This is a genomic window from Bradyrhizobium sp. WYCCWR 12699, from assembly GCF_032144035.1.
Lineage (GTDB): Bacteria > Pseudomonadota > Alphaproteobacteria > Rhizobiales > Xanthobacteraceae > Bradyrhizobium.
Window position 1 is genome coordinate 332978 of record NZ_JAVTJN010000039.1, and the last position, 22917, is coordinate 355894.

Genomic DNA, 22917 nt, shown 5'->3' on the forward strand with positions numbered 1-22917 from the left:
CACGCCAACCAAGAGACTCCCATGACAACTCCCCTCGCCGCAAAAATCGCCCGCGAATACGGCACGCCCTGTGCCGTCATCGACATGGACAGGGTCGAGCGCAACATCGCGCGCATTCAAAAGGCCTGCGACGAGGCTGGAATCGCCAACCGGCCGCACATCAAGACGCACAAGAACCCGACCATTGCGAAGATGCAGGTCGCGGCCGGCGCCAAGGGCATCACCTGCCAGAAGATCGGCGAGGCCGAGATCATGGCCAATGCCGGCATCGACGATATCCTGATCAGTTACAATCTTCTCGGCGAGGAAAAGATGGCGCGTCTCGGCGCGCTGAACGCCAAGACCAACATGACGGTCGCCGCCGACAATTCGACCGTCGTCGCCGGCCTGCCCAAGGCCGCCGCGGCGTCGGGCCGCCCGCTCTCTGTCGTGGTCGAGTGCGATACCGGTCGCAAGCGCGCAGGCGTCGAGACGCCGGCGGAGGCGATTGCGCTGGCGCGAGAGATCGCGGGATCGAAGGGTCTCGAGTTCGCGGGCTTCATGCTCTATCCGACCGAGACCGGCTGGGCCGACGCGCAGAAATTCTACGACGAGGCGCTGGCCGGCGTGCGCGCGCACGGGCTGGACGCGAAGATCGTTTCCACCGGAGGCACGCCGAACCTCGTCAACATCGGCAAGCTCAAGGGCGGCACCGAGCACCGCTTCGGCACCTACATCTACAACGACCGCATGCAGGTCGCGGCGGGCTCGGCGACCTGGGACGACTGCGCGCTGCACATCTATTCGACCGTGGTGAGCCGCGCCGCGCCCGAGCGCGGCATCCTCGATGCCGGCTCGAAGACGCTGACGACCGACACCGGCGGCCTCGACGGCCATGGCCTGATCCTGGAGCATCCCGAGGCCAAGATCGCGAAGTTCGCCGAGGAGCACGGCTTCCTCGACCTCTCCCGCAGCAACACCCGCCCCAATGTCGGCGACGTCGTCCGCATCGTGCCGAACCACGTCTGCGTCGTCGTCAACATGATGGACGAGGTGGTGATGGTGCGCGGCGATGAGATCATCGGCACGCTGCCGGTCGCAGCACGCGGCAAGCTGCGGTAGCTAGCCCTCAATCAGCGCCCGGAGTTCCCGGACCAGACCCTCACGGAAGAGTCTGATCGGCCGCTCCAGCCGACCGGCTGGGGCACGATGTACCACCCATGCGCGCACGGCAGGCTTGAAGTCGCGCGCGGCAATGGGCTTGAGCTTCTCGCGAAACGCGCTGTGCTTCAGCGCAATCGGGGTGACCAGCCCGACGCCGAGGCCGCGCGACACCAGCGACAGCCGGAGCTCACTGTCCAGCGCCTCGACGGCGATACTGAACGGCAGATGCTCGGCATCGAACTTTCGCTTCAGCGTGTCGCGAAACCCGCAACCGTCCGGATTGATTACCCACGATAGCTGCGACAGCTGTTCAAGGTCGACAGTGCGCGGGATCTTCATGTCGCGCGCGACGACGAAGACGACGGGCTGCGCGCCGAGATCGTCGGCGACAAGATCGGCAGGCGGCACTGCGCCGTCAGGCAGACAAATCGCAGCCACGTCCAGCTCGTTACGGCAAACACGCTCGAGCTGGTTCGGCGACCAACCGGAGACCACCCGCACGGCCAGCCCCGGAAATTCGGCGCTCACCGCATCGAGCGGTCCGGTCAATCCTGCCTCCGAGAGAAACGGCGTCAGACCGAGCCTGAACTCGCCGCGCACGATGCCGTCGTTAGCCACGCCCGACTTGAGATCGTCCAGCATCCTGAGCAGGCGCCGGCCCTGCTCATAGGCCTCATGGCCCGCCGCCGTTGGCTTCAGAGGCTTCGAGAGCCGGTCCAACAGCTGCGCCCCCAGCATCTCCTCGAGATTCTGGATACGTCGGGTCACGCCGGGCTGCGTGAGATTGAGACGCGCCGAAGCCGCGACGATCGATCCGGTCTCGACCACGGCGACGAAGGCCACGAGGTCATGGGTGTTCATAAGAAACTCGCATAATCTTTATAGACTTATTTGAATTGTAGCATATTGATAGTGCCGCTTAAAGGGTCTCCGCACCACGACCGCGAGGGCCCATGACCGCTTCCGAAACGACAACGCCTGAGTCTCGAAACCAGCTTGCCGAGCGGCCCCTGATCTGGCTCGGCGCGATCACCGCTGGCGTCGTTGTCACCAATCTGTTCGCGCCGCAGATCCTGCTCGGCCTGATCGGCCAGTCCTTGTTGATGCCTGCCTGGCAGGCGGGCCTGATCAGCACGCTGACCCTGTTCGGCTATGCCCTCGGCCTGCTGCTGCTCGTGCCATTGGTCGATCTTGTCGAGAACCGGCTTGTCATCCTGCGGACGCTGGGCTGCGCCATCCTTGCAGCGCTTGCGACGGCATTCGCGCCAACGCCGATACTCCTACTGCTCGCGACTTTCATCCTCGGCGCCTCCTGCGCTGCAATCCAGATGATGGTTCCGTTGGTCGCATCCATGGTGGCGCCGGATCGTCGTGGCGGGGCCATTGGCGAGGTCATGGGCGGATTGATGATCGGTATTCTGTTGTCACGGCCTGCGGCGAGCCTGATCGCTGATCTCTGGAGCTGGCGGGCTTATTACGTCGTCTCGGCCGCTCTGATGGCGCTGCTTGCCGGCGCGCTCGCCCGTTACCTTCCCACTCTTCAACCCTCGGCACGCGCGAGCTACGCCGAATTGCTCCTTTCCTTTCCACGGCTGCTGCGCGAAGAGCCCGTGCTGCGCGTACGCGCCTGGACGGCCTCCCTCGTCATGGCCTCCTTCACGGCCTTCTGGTCGGCGGTCGCGCTGCGGCTGCCGGAGGCACCGTTCAACCTCGACGCCCGGGGAATTGCGGCGTTCGCGCTGATCGGCGTCGCGGGCGCCGCGGCGACACCGATGGCCGGCCGATGGGGCGACAAGGGCCGGGCACGTCCGATGTTCTTCGCGGCACATCTGCTCATCATCGGCTCGCTCGCACTTTGCGCATGGGCGGGCATGCTGGAATCCCGCATCGCCGGCCTGCTCGTGCTGAGCCTCGGCACCATCCTGCTTGACGTCGGCATCACCACAGACCAGACGCTGGGCCGCCGCGCCATCAACCTTTTGCGTCCGGAAGCCCGCGGCCGCATGAACGGCCTGTTCGTCGCGCTGTTTTTCATTGGCGGTGGTATCGGCGGGGCGGCGGCATCGCTGGGTCGGAGCTACGGCGGGTGGACGATGGTCTGCGCGGTGGCGGCAAGCTTCGGCGTGCTGGCATTCCTCACCAGCCTCATCACCCGAACCGGCACGTCATAACCGGGAAGGTCACGGCGATAATTGGCTGAGCCAACCCAATACACCCCTGCCCGCCGCAGCCCCGGTCGCAAACGAGGCCTGCAGCAGATAGCCACCGGTTGGCGCCTCCCAGTCCAGCATCTCGCCGGCGGTGAACACGCCCGGTAATTTGCGCAGCATGAAGTGGTCGTCGAGCTCTTCGAACGTGATCCCGCCCGCGGTCGAGATCGCGCGCTCGATCGGTGCGACGCCGGTGAGCTGAACTCGAATGGCGTTGATCAGCTTTGCGAGCTCGGCCGGCGAGAACGCGGCCAGCGGCCGCCCCGAGGCGATGGCGGCCTCCTGCATCAGGCCGATGCCGACAGGCGGCACTTGCGCCGCCTTGCGCAGGAAGTTCGCCAGCGATTGCTTGCCGCGCACGCCTGAGAGTCGCGTCGTCAGCGCAGCCGTGTCGAGGTCGGGCCGCAACGCGATCATCAGCGTTGCCTGCCCCAGCTCAAGCACCGCCTCGCGCAGCTCCGCCGACAGCGCATAGATGGCGCCGCCCTCGATACCGCTGCGCGTGATCGTGGCTTCTCCGCGCACCGTATGCGCACCGACTGTCAACGCCACGCCCTTGAGCGGCTGTCCCTCGAAACGATCGCGGAACACATTTGACCAGGCCACCGTGAAGCCGGAATTGGCGGGCCGCAGCTTTGAGATGGCGATGCCCTTGGCACCAAGGAGCTCGACCCAGCCGCCATCCGAGCCGAGCCGCGGCCAGCTCGCGCCGCCGAGCGCGAGGACCGTGGCGTCGGCAATGACAGCCGCCTCACCATCCGGCGTTCGAAACAGCAGACGCCCCTCGCCGTCCCAGCCCGTCCAGCGATGACGGAACGCAAACGATATGCCGCTCGCTGCAAGTCTCCGCAGCCAGGCGCGCAGCAGGGGCGAGGCCTTGAACGCTTTTGGAAACACCCGGCCGCTGGTGCCGACAAAGGTCGGCTCGCCCAAGGCTTCGCTCCACGCCCGCAACGCCTCGGGCGAAAACGCCTCGATCGCGGCTTGCAGCTTCGGCGCTGCCTCGCGATAGCGCGCCATGAACTGCGGCAGTGGCTCGCTGTGGGTGAGATTGAGCCCGCCCCGGCCCGCCATCAGGAATTTCCGGCCCGCCGACGGCATCGCGTCGTACACGGTGACGCGGGCGCCGCCCTGCGCCAGCACTTCCGCCGCCATCAAGCCGGCAGGGCCGGCGCCGATGATTGCGATGCGGGAGTCGGTTGAGGTCATGGCTGGAGTTTAAGGCAAATTCTCGCGCCTAGCTCGTCATTCCGGGGCGCGCCACTTGGCGCGAACCCGGAATGACAACTCAGAGCTTGATCCCCGCCCGTGCCGCGGCCTGCGCCACATATTTCTGCGTCTGCTCGAATGCGCCCGTGAGCGCCTTGGCCTTCGACATGTCGCTGATCTCCGCGAAATGCGCGGCGACCGCATCCGGGGTCCAATCGGATTCCGGCAGGTTGATGCCTTCGCTCTCCATGATCTTGATCACGGCGAACGAGCCGGCGCCAGCGCCCATGATGGTGCGGGTCGGCGCGTCCTCGCTGAGCATGTACTCGACCGCCGGCGTGATCGCGTTCGGCTTCATCAGCTGCAGCGCCTGCGGCGGCAGCAGCTCTTCGGTCATGCGGGTTGCCGCCGTCGGCGAGATGATGTTGACGCGGATGTCGTTCTTGCGGCCTTCCTCGGCGAGCACGTTCATCAGGCCGACCATGCCGGATTTCGCCGCGCCGTAATTGGCCTGGCCGAAATTGCCGTAGAGTCCGGAGGACGAGGTCGTCAGCACGATGCGGCCGTAGTTGCGGTCGCGCATGCCGGCCCAGACCGCCTTGCAGCAATAGAAGGTGCCGACGAGATGCACGTCCAGCACTTTCTGGAAATCGGCCGCTTCCATCTTGCCGAACGACTTGTCGCGCAAGATGCCGGCATTGGCGCACAAGAGGTCGACGCTGCCCCATTCCTTGGTGGCGCGCTCGACCATGGCGGTGACCTGCTCGAAATTCGAGACGTCGGCGCCGTCGGCCATCGCGGTGCCGCCGGCCTTGCGGATCTCCTCGACCACGGCCTCCGCCGGTGACAGCGAGCCGCCAGTGCCATCGCGCGCGCCGCCGAAATCGTTGACCACGACCTTGGCGCCGCGGCTGGCCAGCCCAAGCGCATGCGCCTTGCCGAGACCATTGCCCGCGCCGGTGACGATGGCGACGCGTCCGTCGAACCTGATTGCCATTGTGCTTCCTTTCTTCCTTCTCCCCTTGTGGGAGAAGGTGGCGCGCAAGGCGCGCCGGATGAGGGGTCTTTCTCGGCAGATGAGCGTGTGGAGAGATACCCCTCACCCGGCTTCATCTCGCTCCGCTCGATTTCGCCACCCTCTCCCACAAGGGGAGAGGGTGCTCCGAGCGCTGATTTGGTCAGCTTTTGAGCAGCGATGGGTTGCCGGGTCAAGCCCGGCAACGACGTGCCGCCCTACGCGGAATAGATCAAACCCAGCCAGTCCGCGACCAGCGCCGGCTTGTCCTCGCCTTCGATCTCGACCGTGACATTGGTGCGGGACTGCAGCTCGTTCGGCTTGCGCAGCTTGGCTTCCGCCAGCACGAAGCGGCCGCGGATGCGATTGCCCGAGCGCACCGGCGAGATGAAGCGCAGCTTGTCGAAACCGTAATTGACACCCATCGTGGTGCCCGCAATCGCCGGCATCACTTCATAGGACATCACCGACAACATCGACATCGTCAGGAAGCCGTGCGCGATGGTGGTGCCGAACGCCGTTTCCTTCTTGGCGCGCTCGGGATCAACGTGGATAAACTGGTGATCCTCGGTCACGTCGGCATAAGTGTCGATGCGGGGCTGGTCGATCAGATGCCACGACGACACGCCGATCTCCTTGCCGACCAGGGCCTGATAGGCCTCGAGCGTGATCGGCGGCGACTTCCAGATTTGGTTCACTTAGCTCTCACTCCGTGTTTTCGACAACTCCGGAAAATCCTCCTCGCGGAATTCCCGGCCACGCAGGGGATCCTTGCGATCGTCGTCGCGTTCGAGCCGTCGTAGCTGCACGCGGCGGATTTTGCCAGAGATCGTCTTTGGCAGCTCGGTGACGATTTCGAGGCGGCGAATGCGTTTGAACGGGGCAAGCCGCGTGTGCAGATGCCGGAAGATCGAGAGCGCCGTCTCCGGCGTCCGGTCTGCGCCGGAGGTCAGCAGCACGAACGCCTTGGGGACGGCAAGGCGGATCGGATCCGGGCTCGGCACGACAGCGGCTTCCGCAACGAGCTCGTGCTCCAGCAGCACGCTCTCGAGCTCGAACGGGCTGATGCGATAGTCCGACGATTTGAAGACGTCGTCGGAACGGCCGACGAAGGTGAGATAGCCCTCGTCGTCCTCGAACACGACGTCGCCGCTGCGGTAGAGCTCACCCTCGGCGCCCGACAGTTGGCCATCGTCGCCCTGGTAACCCTGCATCAGGCCGGCGGGACGGTCAGCGCCGAGCACCAGCGCGACCTCGCCTTCTCTGGCAGGCTGGCCGTCGGCATCGCTGATCTGCACGCGATAACCCGGCAGCGGCCGGCCCATCGAGCCGACCTTGATCTTTTGCCCCGGCGAGTTGCCGGCCAGCGCAGTGGTTTCGGTCTGCCCATATCCGTCGCGGATGGTGAGACCCCAGGCCGCCCGCACCTGGTCGATCACTTCCGGGTTAAGCGGCTCGCCGGCGCCGCAGACCTCGCGAAGCGCGACCTTGAACGAGGCAAGGTTCTCCTGGATGAACAAGCGCCACACCGTCGGCGGCGCGCATAGCGTGGTGACGCCGCAGCGGCCGATGGTGGCGAGCAGGCCTTTCGCGTCGAAGCGCGGCTGGTTGACCACGAACACGGTGGCGCCCGCGTTCCATGGCGCAAAGAAGCAGCTCCAGGCATGCTTGGCCCAGCCGGGCGAGGAAATGTTGAGATGGACGTCACCGGGCTTCAGCCCGATCCAGTACATGGTCGACAGATGCCCGACGGGATAGCTGCGCTGGCTGTGCCGGACGAGCTTTGGTTTTGCCGTCGTGCCCGAGGTGAAATAGAGCAGCATCGGGTCGTCGGCGTTGGTCGGGCCGTCCGCCGCAAAACTTTCGGAGGCCTTCGCGGCTTCGTCGTAAGCGAGCCATCCGTCGGAGGCGCCGCCGACCATGATGCGAACGATGTTCTCCGCGCCAAGGCCTGCGAATTTCGCGACCTGATCCTCGGCGGCCACCACGGCCTTCGCCTTGCCGCGATCGAGACGATCGCGCAGCTCGTCCGCGGTGAGCAGCGTCGTTGCGGGAATCACGACGACGCCGAGCTTCATCGCCGCCAGCATCGTCTCCCACAGCGGAACCACATTGCCGAGCAGCAACAGGAGATGATCGCCACGTTTCAGGCCCTGCGCACGGAGGAAGTTCGCGACCTGGTTCGAGCGCTTGGAAAGCGCCGCGAACGACAGCTTGGTCTGCTTGTCCTGCGCGGCATCGACGATCCAGAGCGCGGGGCGGTCCCTGCTCTCCGCATTCGCCGCCAGCTCGGCGTCGAACCAGTCGAGCGCCCAGTTGAAGGGAACCGGATCCGGCCAGCGGAAGCCTTTGACCGCGGCCTCGTAATCCGTGCGGTGGTCCAGCAGAAACGCGCGTGCGTCCAAAAATGTCGTCATGATCCGGGCCCGTCGAATGAGCGTTCGAGCGTAGCCCGGATGGAGCGAAGCGCAATCCGGGGCCGGTCGCGCCAGTCGAGGGAATTGTCCCGGATTTCGCTTCGCTCCATCCAGGCTACGAAGCTTCGCTATTTTCCAGCGAGGCTGCGAACGTGCTTGATAATTCCGGAAAAATCCACCCCACCCTGGCCGGCTGCGTCGAAAGACTGATAGATCTCCTGCGCGTGCTTGCCGAGCGGCGTGGCGGCACCCGCGGCCTTGGCGGCGTCCTGCGCCAGCGTCAGATCCTTCACCATCAGCGCCGAGGCAAAGCCCGGCTTGTAGTCGTTATTCGCCGGCGAGGTCGGCACCGGGCCGGGCACCGGGCAATAGGTCGTCAGCGACCAGCACTGGCCTGAGGAAGTCGAGGCGACGTCGAACAGCGCCTGATGCGAGAGCCCTAGCTTCTCAGCTAACGCAAAGGCCTCGCTGACCGCGATCATGGAAATGCCGAGGATCATGTTGTTGCAGATTTTGGCCGCCTGCCCTGCGCCGGCCCCGCCGCAATGCACGATCTTCTTGCCCATGTTTTCCAGCACCGGCTTGGCCGCGGCGAATGCCTTGTCCTCGCCTCCGCACATGAAGGTGAGCGTCGCGCCCTTGGCGCCGCCGGTGCCGCCGGAGACCGGCGCATCGACCGACAGCACGCCGTGCCTGGCAGCGAGCACATGCGCGGCCCGCGCGCTCTCGACGTCGATGGTGGAGCTGTCGATGATCAGCGCGCCCTTGGCCATCGCGGGCACGACCTCGTTCCAGACGCCGAGCACGTGCTTGCCGGCGGGGAGCATGGTGACGACGACATCGGCGCCCTGCACCGCGGCGGGCGCGCTGTCGGCGATGCCCGCACCATCGGCCTTGGCTTGCGCACGCGAGGCCTCGACGAGATCGAACGCCACCACCTTGTGGCCGGCCTTCACGAGGTTAGCCGCCATCGGGCCGCCCATGTTGCCCAGACCAATGAATGCGATCGTGGCCATTGTCGTTTCCTCCGCTGTCGCGTTGTTAGGTAAACTTCAGCTCATCCGCGCCGATCTCGGCGAGATACGGCGCCAGCATCTGCGGCGTCACATCCTCGATTGCTCGCGGCGACCACGTCGGATTGCGATCCTTGTCGATCACCGCCGCACGCACGCCCTCGCGAAAATCATCGCTGCGGAAGACTTCCAGGGCAGCGCGGTATTCGCGCACCAGACACTCCTCCAGGCTCGATGAAGCGCGCGCGAGCCGCAACAGCTTCAGCGTCACCACCATGCCGCGCGGCGATTTCTCGCTCAGCGTCTTCAGCGTGGCCAGCGCAAAGTCGGAGCCGTCGCGCTTCAGCGCCGCAAAGATGTCCTCCATGCGGTCGAAGCCGAACAAGGCATCGATAACAGGCTCCTTTGCGGCCACCGGCCCCGTGCTCTCGCCGGTCGCAAAGCCGTCGATGAGCTTGCTGACGTCCGCAGCGGTCGCACCGGAGCGGACTTTCGTCAGCGCCTCGCGCAGCTCCGGCAATCTCGAAGCCGGCACGACCCAATCGGCGAACTTCGCATGGATCGCGTCCGGCCCGTTCATGGTCTGGCCGGTCAGTCCGAAATAGGTGCCGATCTCGCCCGGCGAATGCGACAAGAGATAAGTGCCGCCGACATCGGGGAAGAAGCCGAGGCCGACTTCGGGCATCGCCAGCTTGGTGCGATCCGTGACAACGCGATGGCTGGCATGGGCCGACAGGCCGACGCCGCCGCCCATCACGATGCCGTCCATGAAGGCGACATACGGCTTCGGAAACTTCTTGATCCGGGCGTTGAGGATGTACTCCTCGCGCCACAGGATCTTGCCGAGGTCGCCGTTGACCTTGGAGCTCTCCCAGAGCGTGCGGATGTCGCCGCCCGCGCAGAGGCCGCGCTCGCCGGCACCTTCCAGCACGATCACGGCAACGGCAGGATCAGCCTCGAAACGGTCGAGCGCCTTGTCGACGTCGCGAAACATCTCCAGCGTCACGGCATTGATGGCCTTCGGACGGTTCAGCCTGATGATGCCGGCAGCACCCTCGACGCGGGCGATGAGATCGCTCTCTTCCGCTCCGCTCATCGCGCGCCCTCGATCAGCTTGCGCGCCACGATCAGCCGCATGATTTCGTTGGTGCCTTCGAGGATCTGGTGCACACGAAGATCGCGCACGATCTTCTCGATGCCGTACTCGCTGAGGTAACCATAGCCGCCGTGAAGCTGCAGCGCGTGGTTGGCGACCTCGAAGCCGACGTCGGTGCCGAAGCGCTTTGCCATCGCGCACAGCATGGTTGCATCGGGGTCCTTGCGATCGAGCGCTGCGGCGGCGCGCCACAGGAACGTACGCGCGGCCTCGAGCTCGATCGCCATGTCGGCTAGGCGGAATTGCAGCGCCTGAAATTCGTCGAGGCGCTTTCCGAACGCCTTGCGCTCCTTCATGTAGGCGCGCGCCTTGTCGAGCGCGGTCTGCGCGCCGCCGAGGGAGCACGCCGTGATGTTGAGGCGGCCGCCGTCGAGGCCGGCCATCGCGATCTTGAAACCGATGCCCTCCTCGCTCAGCCGGTTGGCGACGGGCACGCGGGCGTTCTCGAACATCACGGCCCGGGTCGGCTGCGCGTTCCAGCCCATCTTGCGCTCATTGGCGCCGAAGGAGACGCCCGGCGTCTTGCCGTCGATCACGAGGGTCGAGATGCCGCCGGGACCTTCCCCGCCGGTGCGCACCATCGCAACCAGCAGATCGGTACCGCCGGCGCCGGAGATGAACTGCTTCTGGCCGTTGAGGACGTAATGATCGCCGTCGCGCACGGCGCGGGTGCGCAGAGCCGCCGCGTCGGAGCCGGCGCCCGGCTCAGTCAGGCAGTAGCTCGCGATCAGCTCCATAGTGCAGAGCTTCGGCAGCCATTGATGGCGCTGGGTGTCGCTACCATAGGCATCGATCATCCAGGACGCCATGTTGTGGATGGAGATAAAGGCGGACGTGGTCGGGCAGCCCGTCGCCAGCGCCTCGAAGATCAGCGCCGCATCGAACCGCGTCATCGCGGATCCCCCGACATCGTCGCGAATGTAGATGCCGCCCATGCCGAGCGTTGCCGCCTCGCGCATGACCTCGACGGGGAAATGCTTTTCCTCGTCCCAGCGCAGCGCGTGCGGCGCGATCTTCTCCGCCGCAAACGCCAGCGCCATGTCGCGAATTGCGATCTGATCCTCGTTCAGAGCGAACTGCATCCCCGGCCTCGCTCCTGAAAGGATTACTTCATCAGCGGGATCGAGAACTCCGCGCCTTCCTTGACGCCGGACGGCCAGCGCGACGTTACCGTCTTGGTCTTGGTGTAGAAGCGAATGGAGTCCGGGCCGTGCTGGTTGAGATCGCCGAAGCCCGACTTCTTCCAGCCGCCGAAGGTGTAATAGGCGATCGGCACCGGGATCGGCACGTTGATGCCGACCATGCCGACATTGACCTTGGCCGCGAAGTCGCGCGCAGCATCGCCGTCGCGGGTGAAGATGGCAACTCCGTTGCCGTAGTCATGGTCCGACGGCAGCGCCAGCGCTTCCTTGTAGTCGTGCGCGCGCACGACCGAGAGCACCGGGCCAAAGATCTCTTCCTTGTAGATCCGCATGTCCTTGGTGACGTTGTCGAACAGCGAACCGCCGAGATAGAAGCCCTTCTCGTAGCCCTGCATCTTGAAGCCGCGGCCGTCGACGGCGAGCGTCGCGCCTTCCTTGATGCCGATGTCGATATAGCCTTTGACCTTCTCGACCGCCTCGCGCGTGACCAGCGGGCCGTAATCGGCCGACGGATCGATCGAGGTGCCGATCTTGAGGCTTTCGACGCGCGGGATCAGCTTTTCCATCAGCCGGTCGGCAGTGGACTTGCCGACGGGCACGGCAACCGAGACGGCCATACAGCGCTCGCCGGCCGAGCCGTAGCCGGCGCCGATCAGCGCGTCGACCGCCTGGTCCATGTCGGCGTCGGGCATGATGATGGCGTGGTTCTTGGCGCCGCCGAAGCACTGGCAGCGCTTGCCGGTTTGCGCCGCGCGCTCATAGATGTACTGCGCGATCGGCGTCGAGCCGACGAAGCCGACGGCCTTGATATCGGGATCGTCGAGGATGGCGTCGACCGCCTCCTTGTCGCCGTTGACGACATTGAGGATGCCGGCCGGCAGGCCCGCCTCGATCATGAGTTCAGCGAGCAGCATCGGCACGCCGGGATCGCGCTCCGAAGGCTTGAGGATGAAGGCGTTGCCGCAGGCGATCGCGGGCGCGAACTTCCACATCGGAATCATCGCCGGGAAGTTGAACGGCGTGATGCCGGCGACGACACCGAGCGGCTGGCGCATCGAATAGATGTCGATGCCAGGGCCTGCGCCTTCGGTGTACTCGCCCTTCATCAGATGCGGGATGCCGCAGGCGAACTCGGCGACTTCGAGGCCACGCTGGATGTCGCCCTTGGCGTCGGGCACGGTCTTGCCGTGCTCGCGCGCCAGCAGCTCGGCGAGCTTGTCGTAGTCGCGCTGCACCAGCTCGACGAATTTCGACATGACGCGGGCACGGCGCTGCGGGTTGGTCGCGGCCCATTCGGGCTGCGCCGCGCGCGCGTTCTCGACGGCGGCGCGGACCTCGGCCTTGGACGCCAGCGCCACCTTGGCCTGAACGTCGCCGGTCATCGGCTCGAAGACGTCGGCGGTGCGGTTTGAGGTGCCCTTGACCTCCTTGCCACCGATGAAATGTCCGATTGAGCGCATGGAATGATCTCCTGAGGTCCGAGCTTGAACGCTTTGACAAATCCTATTGACCTGCATTTTATAGGATTCAAGTCTGAGATAATGCACCATAGATGTGCGAAAATGCTGGATCAAGGCGCTATCGATTGGGACGACTTTCGCTTCGTGCTGGCCATCGTGCGGGGCGGCTCGGTCTCGGCTGCGGCAAAACAGCTCGGCGTCGACCATGCCACGGTGATCCGTCGTGTCGACCGGCTGGAAAAGCATCTTTCGGCGAAATTGTTTGATCGGCGCAAGACCGGCTATCTCCTCACCGAGGCCGGCCAGCGCGTCGCCGACAGCGCGGAAGCCATGGAATCGACCATCGTCGCCAACCAGGAGCAGGTCGGCGGCTCGGTCGCACGGCTGACCGGCACGGTCCGGATCGGCGCGCCCGATGGCTTCGGCACCGCGTTCCTGGCGCCGCGGCTGGCGCCCTTCGCCGACCGGTATCCCGATCTCGACCTGCAACTTGTGGCCACCGCGCGGCTGTTCAGTCTCTCCAAGCGCGAGGCCGATATCGCCATCAGTCTGACCATGCCGAAGGAAGGCCGCATCGTCGGCCGCAAGCTGCTCGACTACCGCCTCGGCCTCTATGCGGCCCCCGCCTATCTCGACCGCTTCCCGAAAATCACCTCGCGCGAGGTACTGCCGCAGCATCGCTTCGTCGGCTACATCGAGGAGCTGCTGTTCACGCCGGAGCTCGATTATCTGCCGCAGGTGTCGCCGCGGATCTCCGCGCGCTTTCGCAGTGCCAATCTGATCGCCCAGCTCAATGCTACGCTCTCAGGTTTCGGTATCGCCGTGCTGCCCCACTTCATGGCGAGCGACTACCCGCAACTCGTCCCAGTGCTGCCCGATGAGATCGCGATCACGCGGACGTTCTGGATGCTGATGCACGCCGACAGCAAGGATCTGGCGCGCATCCGTGCGGTGGCGGATTACGTCAGTGAGATCGTGGAGCGCCAGCGGGCGCTGTTTGCGGGGCGGTAGCACCGGTCTCGCAGGATGCGCAACGCGCCTAGTTCTTTGCCTTCTTCGCCGCTACTTTCGGCTCGCGCTTCGCGCCCTCGAGCGTACTGTCCCTGCCCGCTTTCAACACCTCGTCCGACAGCTCGCTTGACCCCGCGATGCGGGCCAGCAGCATGGTGCCGGCCATCGTCGCCAGCGTTGCGATCGCCTGCTTGCGCGCGGCCTTGCGCGGCATGTTCGGGATGTAGTCCGTCAGTTGCTCGATCATCTCGTCGAGCTTGCCGGCAAATGCCTTGCGCGCCTTGGGGCTCTCGCGGGCAATCTCGGCGCCCAAAGCGGGAATCGAGCAGCCATGGCCGGGATTGTCGCGATGCAGCGTGGAGAGGTAGGCCTCTGCGACCAGCGCCAGCCGCTTGTCCGGCGAGACCTCGTCGGTGATCTGGCGCCAGTGCTCCATCGAGCGGTCCATCGCATAACCGAACGCCTCGATCACCAGCGCCTCGCGGGAATCGAAATGCGCGTAGAAGCCGCCATGGGTCAGGCCGGCCTCCTTCATGAGGTCGGCGACGCCAATGCCGTGGGCGCCCTTTTCGCGCAACCGCGTGGAGGCCTTCCTCACGATGCGGTCGTGGGTTTCCTGCTTGTGTTCCGGGGAATAGCGCATGCTGGTCTCATTGGATGTCGAAGGTCATCTCATAACACGCAAATGACGAATTAGGTGCATTAATTCATGTTAAGTTGCCGCCGATCATCGAAAACGTTGCAGTTGCGTGCACCGCAAGGGCGCCCTTGCCGTCCCGGACGAAGCCTTCGGTGTAGCTGGTCTGCCGCCCCAGCTTGATCACTTTACCTTCGGCCGAAATCAGCCCGGAACGGACCGAGAGCGGACGCAGGAAGGCCAGCTTCAACTCCAAGGTCACCGAACCCTGCCCGGCCGCGAGCCGGGTCGAAATGGCACAGCCCATCGCAGTATCGAGCAGCGCCGCGGCGGTCGCGCCGTGGAGAAGGCCGATGGTGTTTTCGAGATCCTCGCGCGGCTCCAGTTCCATGACGATCCGGCCCGGCTCGACCACCGCCATGGTGAAGCCGATCAGTTTCGCGAAAGGCGGCGGAGGCAGCCGACCGTCGCGAATCCCCAGCATGGCATCCATGCCGGACAACCCCATGGCCGCTCTCGCGACCGGGGCGGGCATCTGCCAGTCCACCACGCGCTCACGCCGCTGTGCCGGCGAAAACAGGTCGAGTTGTTCGATGTCGGTCATGGCCGCCTCTTTGAATGATATACGTCATACTATGTCGCGGACTTCGCGCTGGCAACTCCACCTCGCCTGCCCGCTTGACAAGCAGGACGTTTCGGCCCGGAAGTAATCTCCGACCAGCGCGCCTCGCGCGCCCACGAAAGCCAATCGAGATCCCACGATGGAAATGCTCAACCACCATTGCGGCGTGACGCGCGATGCGCGCGGCGTCGTCCATGTCGCGATCTGCAACGCCGGCCCGCTCAACATTCTCGGCTCAGCGGTGACCAATGCCGTGCGCGAAGGCTTGCAGCAGCTCGCGCCCGACCGCAGCATTCGCGTCGTGGTGCTGCGCGGCCAGAGCGAGAAGAGCATGATCGGCGGTGCCGACATCAAGGAGATGGCCAAGCTCGACCAGGCATCGGCCGAAGCCTTCATCAGCCGCCTGCGCGACCTCTGCGAGGCCGTGCGCCAATTCCCGGCGCCCGTGATCGCACGGATGCCCGGCTGGTGCCTCGGCGGCGGCCTCGAGGTCGCCGCGGCCTGCGATTTCCGCATCGCGGCGCATGATGCCCATTTCGGCATGCCCGAGGTGCGTGTCGGCATTCCGTCGGTGATCCATGCGGCGCTGCTGCCGCGCCTGATCGGCTGGGCCCGCGCGCGCTGGCTGGTGATGACGGCGGAGAACATCGATGCGCCGACCGCGCTCGCCTGGGGACTGGTTGACAAGGTTGCGCCGGAGGGCGGGCTGGATGCGGAGATCGAGCACCTGGTGAAGGCTTTGCTGGAATGCGGCCCCGAGGCGCTGCGCTCGCAGAAGGCCCTGCTGCGGCAATGGGAGGAGCTGCCGCTCACCGAGTCCGTGAATTTGAGCGTGAAGGTGTTCGGCGAGTCGTTCCTGACGGACGAGCCGACGCGGCTGATGGGCGCGTTTGTGAACCGGAAGCGGTAGGATGCAGGCTTCCCTGCCCCGGACGCAGCGCAGGGCCCCTTTGCGGTGCGCTGCTGAGCCGGGGCCCATGCACCAATGAGGTCGGCGCGAATCTATGTCCCGGCTCGGCGCCGCGACGTTGCACGTCGCGCCGCGTCCGGGACACGGACGAAGCAGCAGCCGCCGCAATAAATCTCATCTCACCACGACAATTTCTCATCCTCGCCGCGGTTGCATTTTTTGCACTGCATCATATGATGACCATAATCTTACCTGCCATCGCCAAGGAGTTCCATCATGGCCGAAGCTGCCGATCCCGTCGTCATCGTCTCCGCCGCCCGCAGCCCGCTCGGCCGCTTCATGGGCGAATTGTCGCCGCTCCCCGCGCACAAGCTCGGCTCGCACGTGATCGGCGCAGCGCTGGAGCGCGCAAAACTCTCGCCCGACAAGATCGACGAGGTCTTCATGGGCTGCGTGCTGCCGGCCGGCCAAGGCCAGGCGCCGGCACGCCAGGCTGCACGTGCCGCGGGTCTTCCCGATGCCACCGGCGCCACCACCGTCAACAAGGTGTGCGGCTCCGGCATGAAGGCGACCATGCTGGCGCACGACATCATCCGCGCCGGCTCGGCCCAGATCGTCGTCTCCGGCGGCATGGAGAGCATGAGCAATGCGCCGTACCTGCTGGCCAAGGCCCGCGGCGGCTATCGCGTCGGCCATGACCGCATCATCGACCACATGATGATGGACGGGCTGGAGGACGCCTACGAGTCCGGCCGTTCCATGGGCGATTTCGGCGAAGCAACGGCGGAGGCCTATCAGTTCACGCGCAAGGACCAGGACGCTTACGCCATGGAGACTCTCAGCCGCGCCCGCAAGGCGGTCGAGGGCGGCGCGTTCCAGGCCGAGATTGCGCCGATCACGCTCGCCGAAAAGGCAGGTCCCCGCATCGTTGCCAATGACGAGCATCCACTGAAGGTCGATCCGGCCAAGATCCCGGGCCTGAAGCCGGCGTTCCGCGCCAACGGCACGATCACGCCGGCAGCCTCTTCCGCCAATGCCGACGGCGCGGCGGCGCTGGTGCTGACGAAGCGCTCGCTCGCCGATCGGAGCGGCCTTCCCGTTCTCGCCGAGATCAAGGGCCACGCCACGCACAGCCAGGAGCCGCAATGGTTCACCACGGCGCCGATCCCGGCGATCCGCAAGCTGCTCGACAAGGTCGGCTGGGCTCCGTCCGACGTCGACCTGTTCGAGATCAACGAGGCCTTCGCCGTGGTGGCGATGGCGGCGCAGCGCGATCTCGGCATTCCCCGCGAGAAGCTCAACGTCAATGGCGGTGCTTGTGCGCTCGGCCACCCGATCGGCGCCACCGGCGCACGGCTGATCGTGACGCTGCTGCATGCGCTCGAGGCGCAGAACCTCAAGCGCGGCATCGCGGCGCTGTGCATCGGCGGCGGTGAAGCCACGGCCATCGCCGTCGAGCGGTCGGCCCGCTGATCACTGATGTCCGAATTTGAGGGAAGTCTGTCATTTTAGACTCCCCTACCTTGTGCCAGATTGCAACCGTGATGCGGGTCTCCAGGGGCCCGCCAAAAAGATTGAGGCCCAATGATCTCGAACTGGCTCGCGGCAGCATTGTCCCGCCGCAACATCCATTACGGCTGGGTGATGGTCGGCGTGACCTTCCTCGCCGCGCTGATCAGCGCCGGCACGGTCGGCGCGCCCGGCGTCTTCATCGTTCCTCTGCAAAAGGAGTTCGGCTGGAGCACGGCGGAGATTTCCTCCGCGCTGTCGATCCGCTTCATCCTGTTCGGGCTGATGGCGCCATTCGCGGCCGCCCTGCTCAACCGCTATGGCCTGCGCAACGTCACGCTGACCGCACAGCTGATCGTCGTCTCGGCACTCGTGCTCTCGCTCGGCATGACCGAGGTCTGGCAGCTCATCGCGCTCTGGGGCGTGGTGATTGGCATCGGCACCGGCATGACCGCCCTGGTGCTGGGTGCGACCATCGCCACGCGCTGGTTCGCAGCAAGGCGCGGCCTCGTCGTCGGCATCATGACTGCGAGCGTCGCCACCGGCCAGCTCGTGTTCCTGCCGCTGTTGGCAAGCCTCACCGAACGCTACGGCTGGCGGCTCGCGCTCGGCTTCGTCTGCATCATGCTGGGCGTCTCCGCGCTGGCAGTGCTGCTCGCGATGCGCGATCGGCCGAGCGATGTCGGCCAGCGTCCGTTCGGCGACGAGGGCACGACACCCCTGCCCGCACCGCCCGTCAGCCACGGCTCGATCACAGGCGTGGCGCTCGGCACGCTGCGCGACGCCTCGAAGTCGACCGCGTTCTGGATCCTGTTCGCGACCTTCTTCGTCTGTGGCGCCTCGACCAACGGCCTCGTCCAGGTGCACCTGATCCCGATGTGCCTCGATTTCGGCATCCCGCAGGTGCAGGCCGCGAGCCTGCTCGCAGCGATGGGCATCTTCGATTTCTTCGGCACCATCATGTCGGGCTGGCTGTCGGACCGCTACGACAACCGCTATCTGCTGTTCTGGTACTACGGGCTACGCGGGCTCTCGCTGATCTTCCTGCCCTTCAGCGATTTCTCGTTCTATGGCCTCTCGATCTTCGCGATGTTCTACGGTCTCGACTGGATCGCGACCGTGCCGCCCACGGTGCGTCTCACCGCGCAGAAATTCGGGCCCGAGCGCGCCAATCTGGTGTTTGGCTGGATTTTCGCCGGCCACCAGCTCGGCGCCGGCGCGGCGGCTTTCGGGGCAGGCTTCTCGCGGACGGTCTATCAGAGCTACCTGCCCGCGTTCTTCATCGCCGGCGCGCTCTGCGTGTTCGCCGCGTTGATCGTGCTGGCGCTGTCGCGGCAATCGAAACCTCAAGCCGCGATGGCGCAAGCGGCGTAAGCGGACGGAGGACGCAACTCTTCCCTCCTCGTCAAGTTGCGTCGATTCTCGTGACTCTTTTCAAGTGACGCCGGAACGACCGGCCTTCCCTGCGCGGATGGTTTGACGGCTTATGTCGCGCTCTCCCCCGGGGAGCGTTGCGCACTATTGCCCCATCGCCTTGCGGATGGAGAGCGGGATGCGCGACACATACGGTATATCCGAATTCTTTCAAAACGAATTCATGGCCGTGGCAGGCCGGGGGAGATGGTGCGCGCGCTGGACTGGTCAAACAAAAGCAAAAAACAACCCCATGCACAGTAGCCGACACACGAACGATCAATGACTTAGGCGGTGTACTTCTCAAGCAGCCGGCCGCCTTACGACCGCTCAACCCCTAACAACGGCGGGAAAGCGGACGTCTGCCGACGTCACTGAAGGGCCAGCAGCGGTTATTGAGATTAGGCTGTCCGCAGGGGCGCCAGGACGGACGAGTGCAGCGGCACGCAGACTTTCCGATCATCATTTCGCCGATTTGAGCACTCGCTTTGGCGTGAAGTCGGCCGGCGCGCATGGATTTGCAAACGCATCGTTCAGCGGCATGCGCTCACCGCAACGCTTCAGCCTGATCCCGTTGTAAGGAATAGCATTCGCAAGACAATTTCTCCAATGCGGTTGCGTCCAGAATATTGATCACCCCGCGAGAATAGTGAACGACCCCGGCCGCTTGCAACTTGGTGGCGACCTCGGTGATGGAGGTACGGCGCACTCCCATCAATTCAGCCACGAGCTCTTGCGTCAAATTGACCGTCTTCGTGCCTGCGCGGTTCGCCGTTTGCAGAAGCCAACGGCAAAATCGAGCTTCAATGAGATGCACTGCGTTACAGGCGGCCGAAATCCGCGCTTGAGAGAAAAGAACTTCGTTGTAGCGAAGACAAAGACCTCGCATGGCATCGGAGCGCGTGGTCGCCCTTCGAAAGCGATTCGCCGGTATCTTGGTTGCCTCAAGCGGGAGCTGTACGACTACACGGACAAACGATGTGAGAAAGCCGAGGCCTGTCATCGCGCCGATGACGCCGTCTTGTCCGACTGTCGCGATTTCAACGGCACGACCGTCCTTCAAAACCGACAGCAGGGACACCACGCCTTTATAAGGAAAGTAGACAAAATCGATCTCATCGCCAGCCTCGACCAGAACGACGCCTTGCTCGAATGTCTCCCGTGTCATGTAAGGCGAGAGCAGCTCGAATTGATCATGCGGGAACGAGGATAGTATCGCGTTGGTCGGGGCCAACGATCGGCCGACATTGTTCTTCTGCACGGTGGCATCCCGCCTGATCGGACAGGCCGCCTACCGCTGGGGGGTGGTCACGCTCCGAGGGCACGTTCCGGCGGGAGGAATCATTATTGAAAAATTCATCGCGCTTGTCGGTCCGGTAGCCGTCATACGGCCAGAAGCGGCCCCGAGGAGCCGGCAAGCTGGCAAGGCTTGGTGATCGACCTGTTTGTCAGCGGAGTGAGGTGCTTAAAAAGCGATTACGGCGAGACAATTCTTATGTTCGAAATCGGACATTGAGTTATAGTGACCGCATCACCGCCCCTCACTAGGCCCCTTTCGGTGACAGAGAGTGTTGTGCTCCCGCCTGACCGCAGGACTGGCACATGCCTAAAAGCCCCGATCTGCATCCCAATCGCATCGATCATCCACGCTGACCGAAGTGCCAAGATTTGGCCAGCCTGGTTGGAATTACAACCGGTCCGAAAGGGCTCAACGTTCGTTCGTTTGAATGCAACAAGTGCGATCAAGTGATCACTATCTCGTCGGAGATTTCCCGATTAAGCGGCCCGCACTCCCGCAGGTCGGTCCGGCTTTGAAGGTGCCGAGCTGCCCGACCATGACTAAGCAAAAAGTTACGTTGAGCCAGTTGCTGTCGAGTATTGGTCAGCGAGCAAGTTAGGGTCGCGCACCGGTCGCCACGCGCGCCGTTTGCCGTGCGATGTAAGACCGCGCCAATATCAAACCGTGCTCTTTCTGCCGCGTATAGCAATCGCAAGACATCGCTTCGAGTGCCTGTCGATCCCGTATTTTTATCGTTCCTCGCGAATAAACGATTGCTCCCGATCGTTGTACCTTCCCGGCAACTTCCGTTACCGACGTTCGACGTACACCGAGCATCTCGGCAAGAAACTCATGCGTCAGCTCCGCGACATCGCCGCGAGCGTGATCAACGGTTTGCAATATCCAACGGCAGAAGCGCGCCTCGACTTCGTGCACTGCGTTACAGGCGGCAGTAACCCTAGCTTTAGACAAGAGAACATCGTTTTGATGGATACAGAGCGCCTGAATAGCTTCGCTGTTACCCGCAAGTTGCCGAAAGCGCCTGGCAGGTATTTTGCCGGTCTCAATACGCATCTGGACGACTACTCGCACCAGCGAAATAGGCGAACCCAAGCCCGCCATGACGCCCAATGCGCCCTCCCGTCCTACAGTTTCGGTTTCAATGGCGCGGCCATCCGCGAGAACATCGAGTAAAGAGACCATGCCGCTGTGGGGGAAGTAAACAAAGTCGACTTCGTCGCCCGCCTCGATCAGCACCGTACCCCGTGAGATGGATTCCGGCGTCATGTGGGGCATGAGCAGAGCGAGTTGGTCGGTTGGCAAAGAGGACAGCAGCTCGTTGGGATGAGCGAACCCAGATTGAAACATGACAGCATCCTGCCCGATTGGTCGGGCCGACTTCCGCGAGGGGATTACGTCTACGTTCCGAGAGCACGCTCCTCGCGGCAAGGACCTCATAACGTGCACGAGGTTTCGCAACGTTGGGTCAAAATTCTGTATTGTATCTGCATCGGCTTATGCTTTCAGAGTGGCCAAATGCTAATGATCGGAGAAACAAGGGAGCCGCCTCGGTTAACGGCCTCTCGCCTCGACTGAGTCGCGGCGCCTAACTTTGTTCTTTGATAGTGCGATCGCGCTTGGGTTGAGCCTGCTCTTGTCCATTTCTTCAGTAATCGCCCATCCTCCGTACGATAATGCGCGCACGTTCCATCATGTCAGCATTCGCACGCCCGGTGACCGCAGCCACTCGGTATGGATGGCGGTATCAGCTTGTCGGGCTTGGCGGATCGCGCGTCCCCTCTGAATGCCTGGCGAAAGCGATTTAGCTTTTGCGCGGAGGCGAGTGGCCTCTTCTGCGAGACGATGTTCAAGGGGTGCGGTTTGTTTGGTGCCTCGTCGCAGATGCATGGCGCTAGCTCCTGTCCAGAGGAAGGAGGCGGGAGCGCGTGATCGCGTCCTCATCACCGATAAGTGCCGGGGGCCGTGCGGTGGTGACCTGAGTGTGCACCTCCTGACAAGGGAAAGCCAGTACAAATCCAGAGAGCGCCAAGTGGCGGGCGTCAATTCTTACGACATGCCGAATCATGAGGTTGGCACCAAAGCGTCAACGGCAATAGCCCCGGCATGGTAAGTCGATGGGTCATCCGACCAATCGGTAGGGTTGCACCGGATACCGCACGTGGTCGCAAAGTGGGCGAGCCAAATAGCGGCGGTGAAAAGCGCTTCCTTGGCGATGCCTGCGCTGTTCGGCCGACCTCGTTGGTTCCGAGGCGACTACGCTGCTTGATAGTCTCAATAAACCCGTAGGCAGGAGACATGGCTCGCGGAGAGATCGATGTGGAACGCATCCGCCCGACCTTTGATGAAGGCGATTCCTCCTAAGCAACAGCGCCGATTGAAAACGCGGGATTTAGAATGAAAATCCTTATGTTCGAAATCGGACATTGCTGATATAAGCAGATTATCACCGACCCGACCTGGGCTTACATCGGTGACTGAGAGCCCTTTGCGCTCCCGCCTAATGCGAGCGGCGAGGTCGGGCTATGTCCGATAAAGACGATACGAACGCCTCCTGGGCTGACGTTCCGAAGTGCCCTTCATGTCTCCGGGTACTCACTTACCGGGTCCTTAAATTGTTTGACCCGCACTCGAATCGGACTGTGCAGCTATTTCAGTGCGACAGTTGCCGCAAGCACGTTTGGGAAGATGAAGTCGTTTAAGGCCACCCAGTTGGCGGCATCGCGAGGCGAACCGCGACCGTTCAGCGGGTT

Annotated in this window: 18 protein-coding genes and 1 pseudogene; 6 read left to right on the forward strand and 13 right to left on the reverse strand. The window is 64.0% G+C overall.

Features of this window, described 5'->3' with window-relative positions; genetic code table 11:
* Positions 1–21 precede the first annotated feature (21 nt).
* Entirely contained in the window at positions 22–1101 is a 1080-nt protein-coding gene (locus RPS27_RS32465) for a D-TA family PLP-dependent enzyme (RefSeq protein WP_194407602.1), read from the forward strand.
* On the opposite strand, the gene RPS27_RS32470 is transcribed toward RPS27_RS32465, so the two are convergent.
* A complete protein-coding gene (locus tag RPS27_RS32470) occupies positions 1102–2004 on the reverse strand; it encodes a LysR family transcriptional regulator (protein ID WP_212068387.1) in 903 nt (300 codons plus the stop codon). It lies immediately after the preceding gene.
* A gap of 92 nt (positions 2005–2096) precedes the next feature.
* Here RPS27_RS32470 and RPS27_RS32475 point away from each other — a divergent pair, with 92 nt between their 5' ends.
* Positions 2097–3314 carry an MFS transporter gene (locus RPS27_RS32475; protein ID WP_212068388.1) on the forward strand — a complete coding sequence of 406 codons (1218 nt, stop codon included), beginning with the start codon at positions 2097–2099 and terminating at the stop codon, positions 3312–3314.
* Positions 3315–3323: 9 nt separating this feature from the next.
* Here the strand turns inward: RPS27_RS32475 and RPS27_RS32480 are convergent, their stop codons facing one another.
* The 8 genes and pseudogenes from RPS27_RS32480 to RPS27_RS32515 all read right to left on the reverse strand — a co-directional run bounded on the left by RPS27_RS32480 (position 3324) and on the right by RPS27_RS32515 (position 12765).
* Positions 3324–4508 (reverse strand): TIGR03862 family flavoprotein, encoded by a 1185-nt coding sequence (locus RPS27_RS32480; RefSeq protein ID WP_409517585.1) that lies wholly within the window; start codon positions 4506–4508, stop codon positions 3324–3326.
* A 133-nt stretch (positions 4509–4641) separates the two neighbouring features.
* On the reverse strand, positions 4642–5559 hold the full coding sequence (locus tag RPS27_RS32485; RefSeq protein WP_212068390.1) for an SDR family NAD(P)-dependent oxidoreductase: 918 nt from the start codon (positions 5557–5559) through the stop codon (positions 4642–4644).
* A gap of 236 nt (positions 5560–5795) precedes the next feature.
* The gene (locus tag RPS27_RS32490) at positions 5796–6275 is read right to left on the reverse strand and encodes a MaoC family dehydratase (RefSeq protein WP_313754939.1); all 480 of its coding nucleotides are present in this window, start codon (positions 6273–6275) and stop codon (positions 5796–5798) included.
* Complete coding sequence (locus RPS27_RS32495; RefSeq protein WP_212068392.1) at positions 6276–7994, reverse strand: AMP-binding protein; 1719 nt, start codon at positions 7992–7994, stop codon at positions 6276–6278.
* 128 nt (positions 7995–8122) lie between these two features.
* Positions 8123–9016 (reverse strand): annotated as a pseudogene (mmsB, locus tag RPS27_RS32500) (3-hydroxyisobutyrate dehydrogenase); the annotation flags it as partial.
* A 19-nt stretch (positions 9017–9035) separates the two neighbouring features.
* Entirely contained in the window at positions 9036–10103 is a 1068-nt protein-coding gene (locus tag RPS27_RS32505; protein WP_212068394.1) for an enoyl-CoA hydratase/isomerase family protein, read from the reverse strand.
* Entirely contained in the window at positions 10100–11245 is a 1146-nt protein-coding gene (locus RPS27_RS32510; RefSeq protein WP_212068395.1) for an isobutyryl-CoA dehydrogenase, read from the reverse strand. Before RPS27_RS32510 ends, RPS27_RS32505 begins: the two co-directional genes overlap by 4 nt.
* A gap of 23 nt (positions 11246–11268) precedes the next feature.
* Positions 11269–12765, reverse strand: a complete 1497-nt coding sequence (locus RPS27_RS32515) for a CoA-acylating methylmalonate-semialdehyde dehydrogenase (RefSeq protein WP_194407593.1) — start codon at positions 12763–12765, stop codon at positions 11269–11271.
* Between the two features lie 102 nt (positions 12766–12867).
* Here RPS27_RS32515 and RPS27_RS32520 point away from each other — a divergent pair, with 102 nt between their 5' ends.
* Positions 12868–13776: a LysR family transcriptional regulator gene (locus tag RPS27_RS32520; protein ID WP_212068396.1), complete on the forward strand. Its 909-nt coding sequence runs from the start codon at positions 12868–12870 to the stop codon at positions 13774–13776.
* A 28-nt stretch (positions 13777–13804) separates the two neighbouring features.
* Here the strand turns inward: RPS27_RS32520 and RPS27_RS32525 are convergent, their stop codons facing one another.
* Together RPS27_RS32525 and RPS27_RS32530 are read right to left on the reverse strand one after the other, a co-directional pair.
* A complete protein-coding gene (locus RPS27_RS32525; protein WP_194407591.1) occupies positions 13805–14419 on the reverse strand; it encodes a TetR/AcrR family transcriptional regulator in 615 nt (204 codons plus the stop codon).
* A gap of 64 nt (positions 14420–14483) precedes the next feature.
* A complete protein-coding gene (locus RPS27_RS32530) occupies positions 14484–15017 on the reverse strand; it encodes a PaaI family thioesterase (protein WP_211418073.1) in 534 nt (177 codons plus the stop codon).
* 157 nt (positions 15018–15174) lie between these two features.
* On the opposite strand from RPS27_RS32530, the gene RPS27_RS32535 reads away from it, so the two are divergent.
* The 3 genes from RPS27_RS32535 (at position 15175) to RPS27_RS32545 (ending at position 18828) form a co-directional block, all read left to right on the forward strand.
* Complete coding sequence (locus RPS27_RS32535; protein WP_194407589.1) at positions 15175–15945, forward strand: enoyl-CoA hydratase; 771 nt, start codon at positions 15175–15177, stop codon at positions 15943–15945.
* 276 nt (positions 15946–16221) lie between these two features.
* Positions 16222–17418 (forward strand): acetyl-CoA C-acyltransferase, encoded by a 1197-nt coding sequence (locus RPS27_RS32540; protein WP_212068397.1) that lies wholly within the window; start codon positions 16222–16224, stop codon positions 17416–17418.
* Between the two features lie 111 nt (positions 17419–17529).
* Positions 17530–18828, forward strand: a complete 1299-nt coding sequence (locus RPS27_RS32545) for an MFS transporter (RefSeq protein WP_212068398.1) — start codon at positions 17530–17532, stop codon at positions 18826–18828.
* 586 nt (positions 18829–19414) lie between these two features.
* On the opposite strand, the gene RPS27_RS32550 is transcribed toward RPS27_RS32545, so the two are convergent.
* Together RPS27_RS32550 and RPS27_RS32555 are read right to left on the reverse strand one after the other, a co-directional pair.
* A complete protein-coding gene (locus RPS27_RS32550; protein ID WP_211418077.1) occupies positions 19415–20128 on the reverse strand; it encodes a Crp/Fnr family transcriptional regulator in 714 nt (237 codons plus the stop codon).
* A 633-nt stretch (positions 20129–20761) separates the two neighbouring features.
* The gene (locus RPS27_RS32555) at positions 20762–21514 is read right to left on the reverse strand and encodes a Crp/Fnr family transcriptional regulator (protein ID WP_313754940.1); all 753 of its coding nucleotides are present in this window, start codon (positions 21512–21514) and stop codon (positions 20762–20764) included.
* Positions 21515–22917 lie beyond the last annotated feature (1403 nt).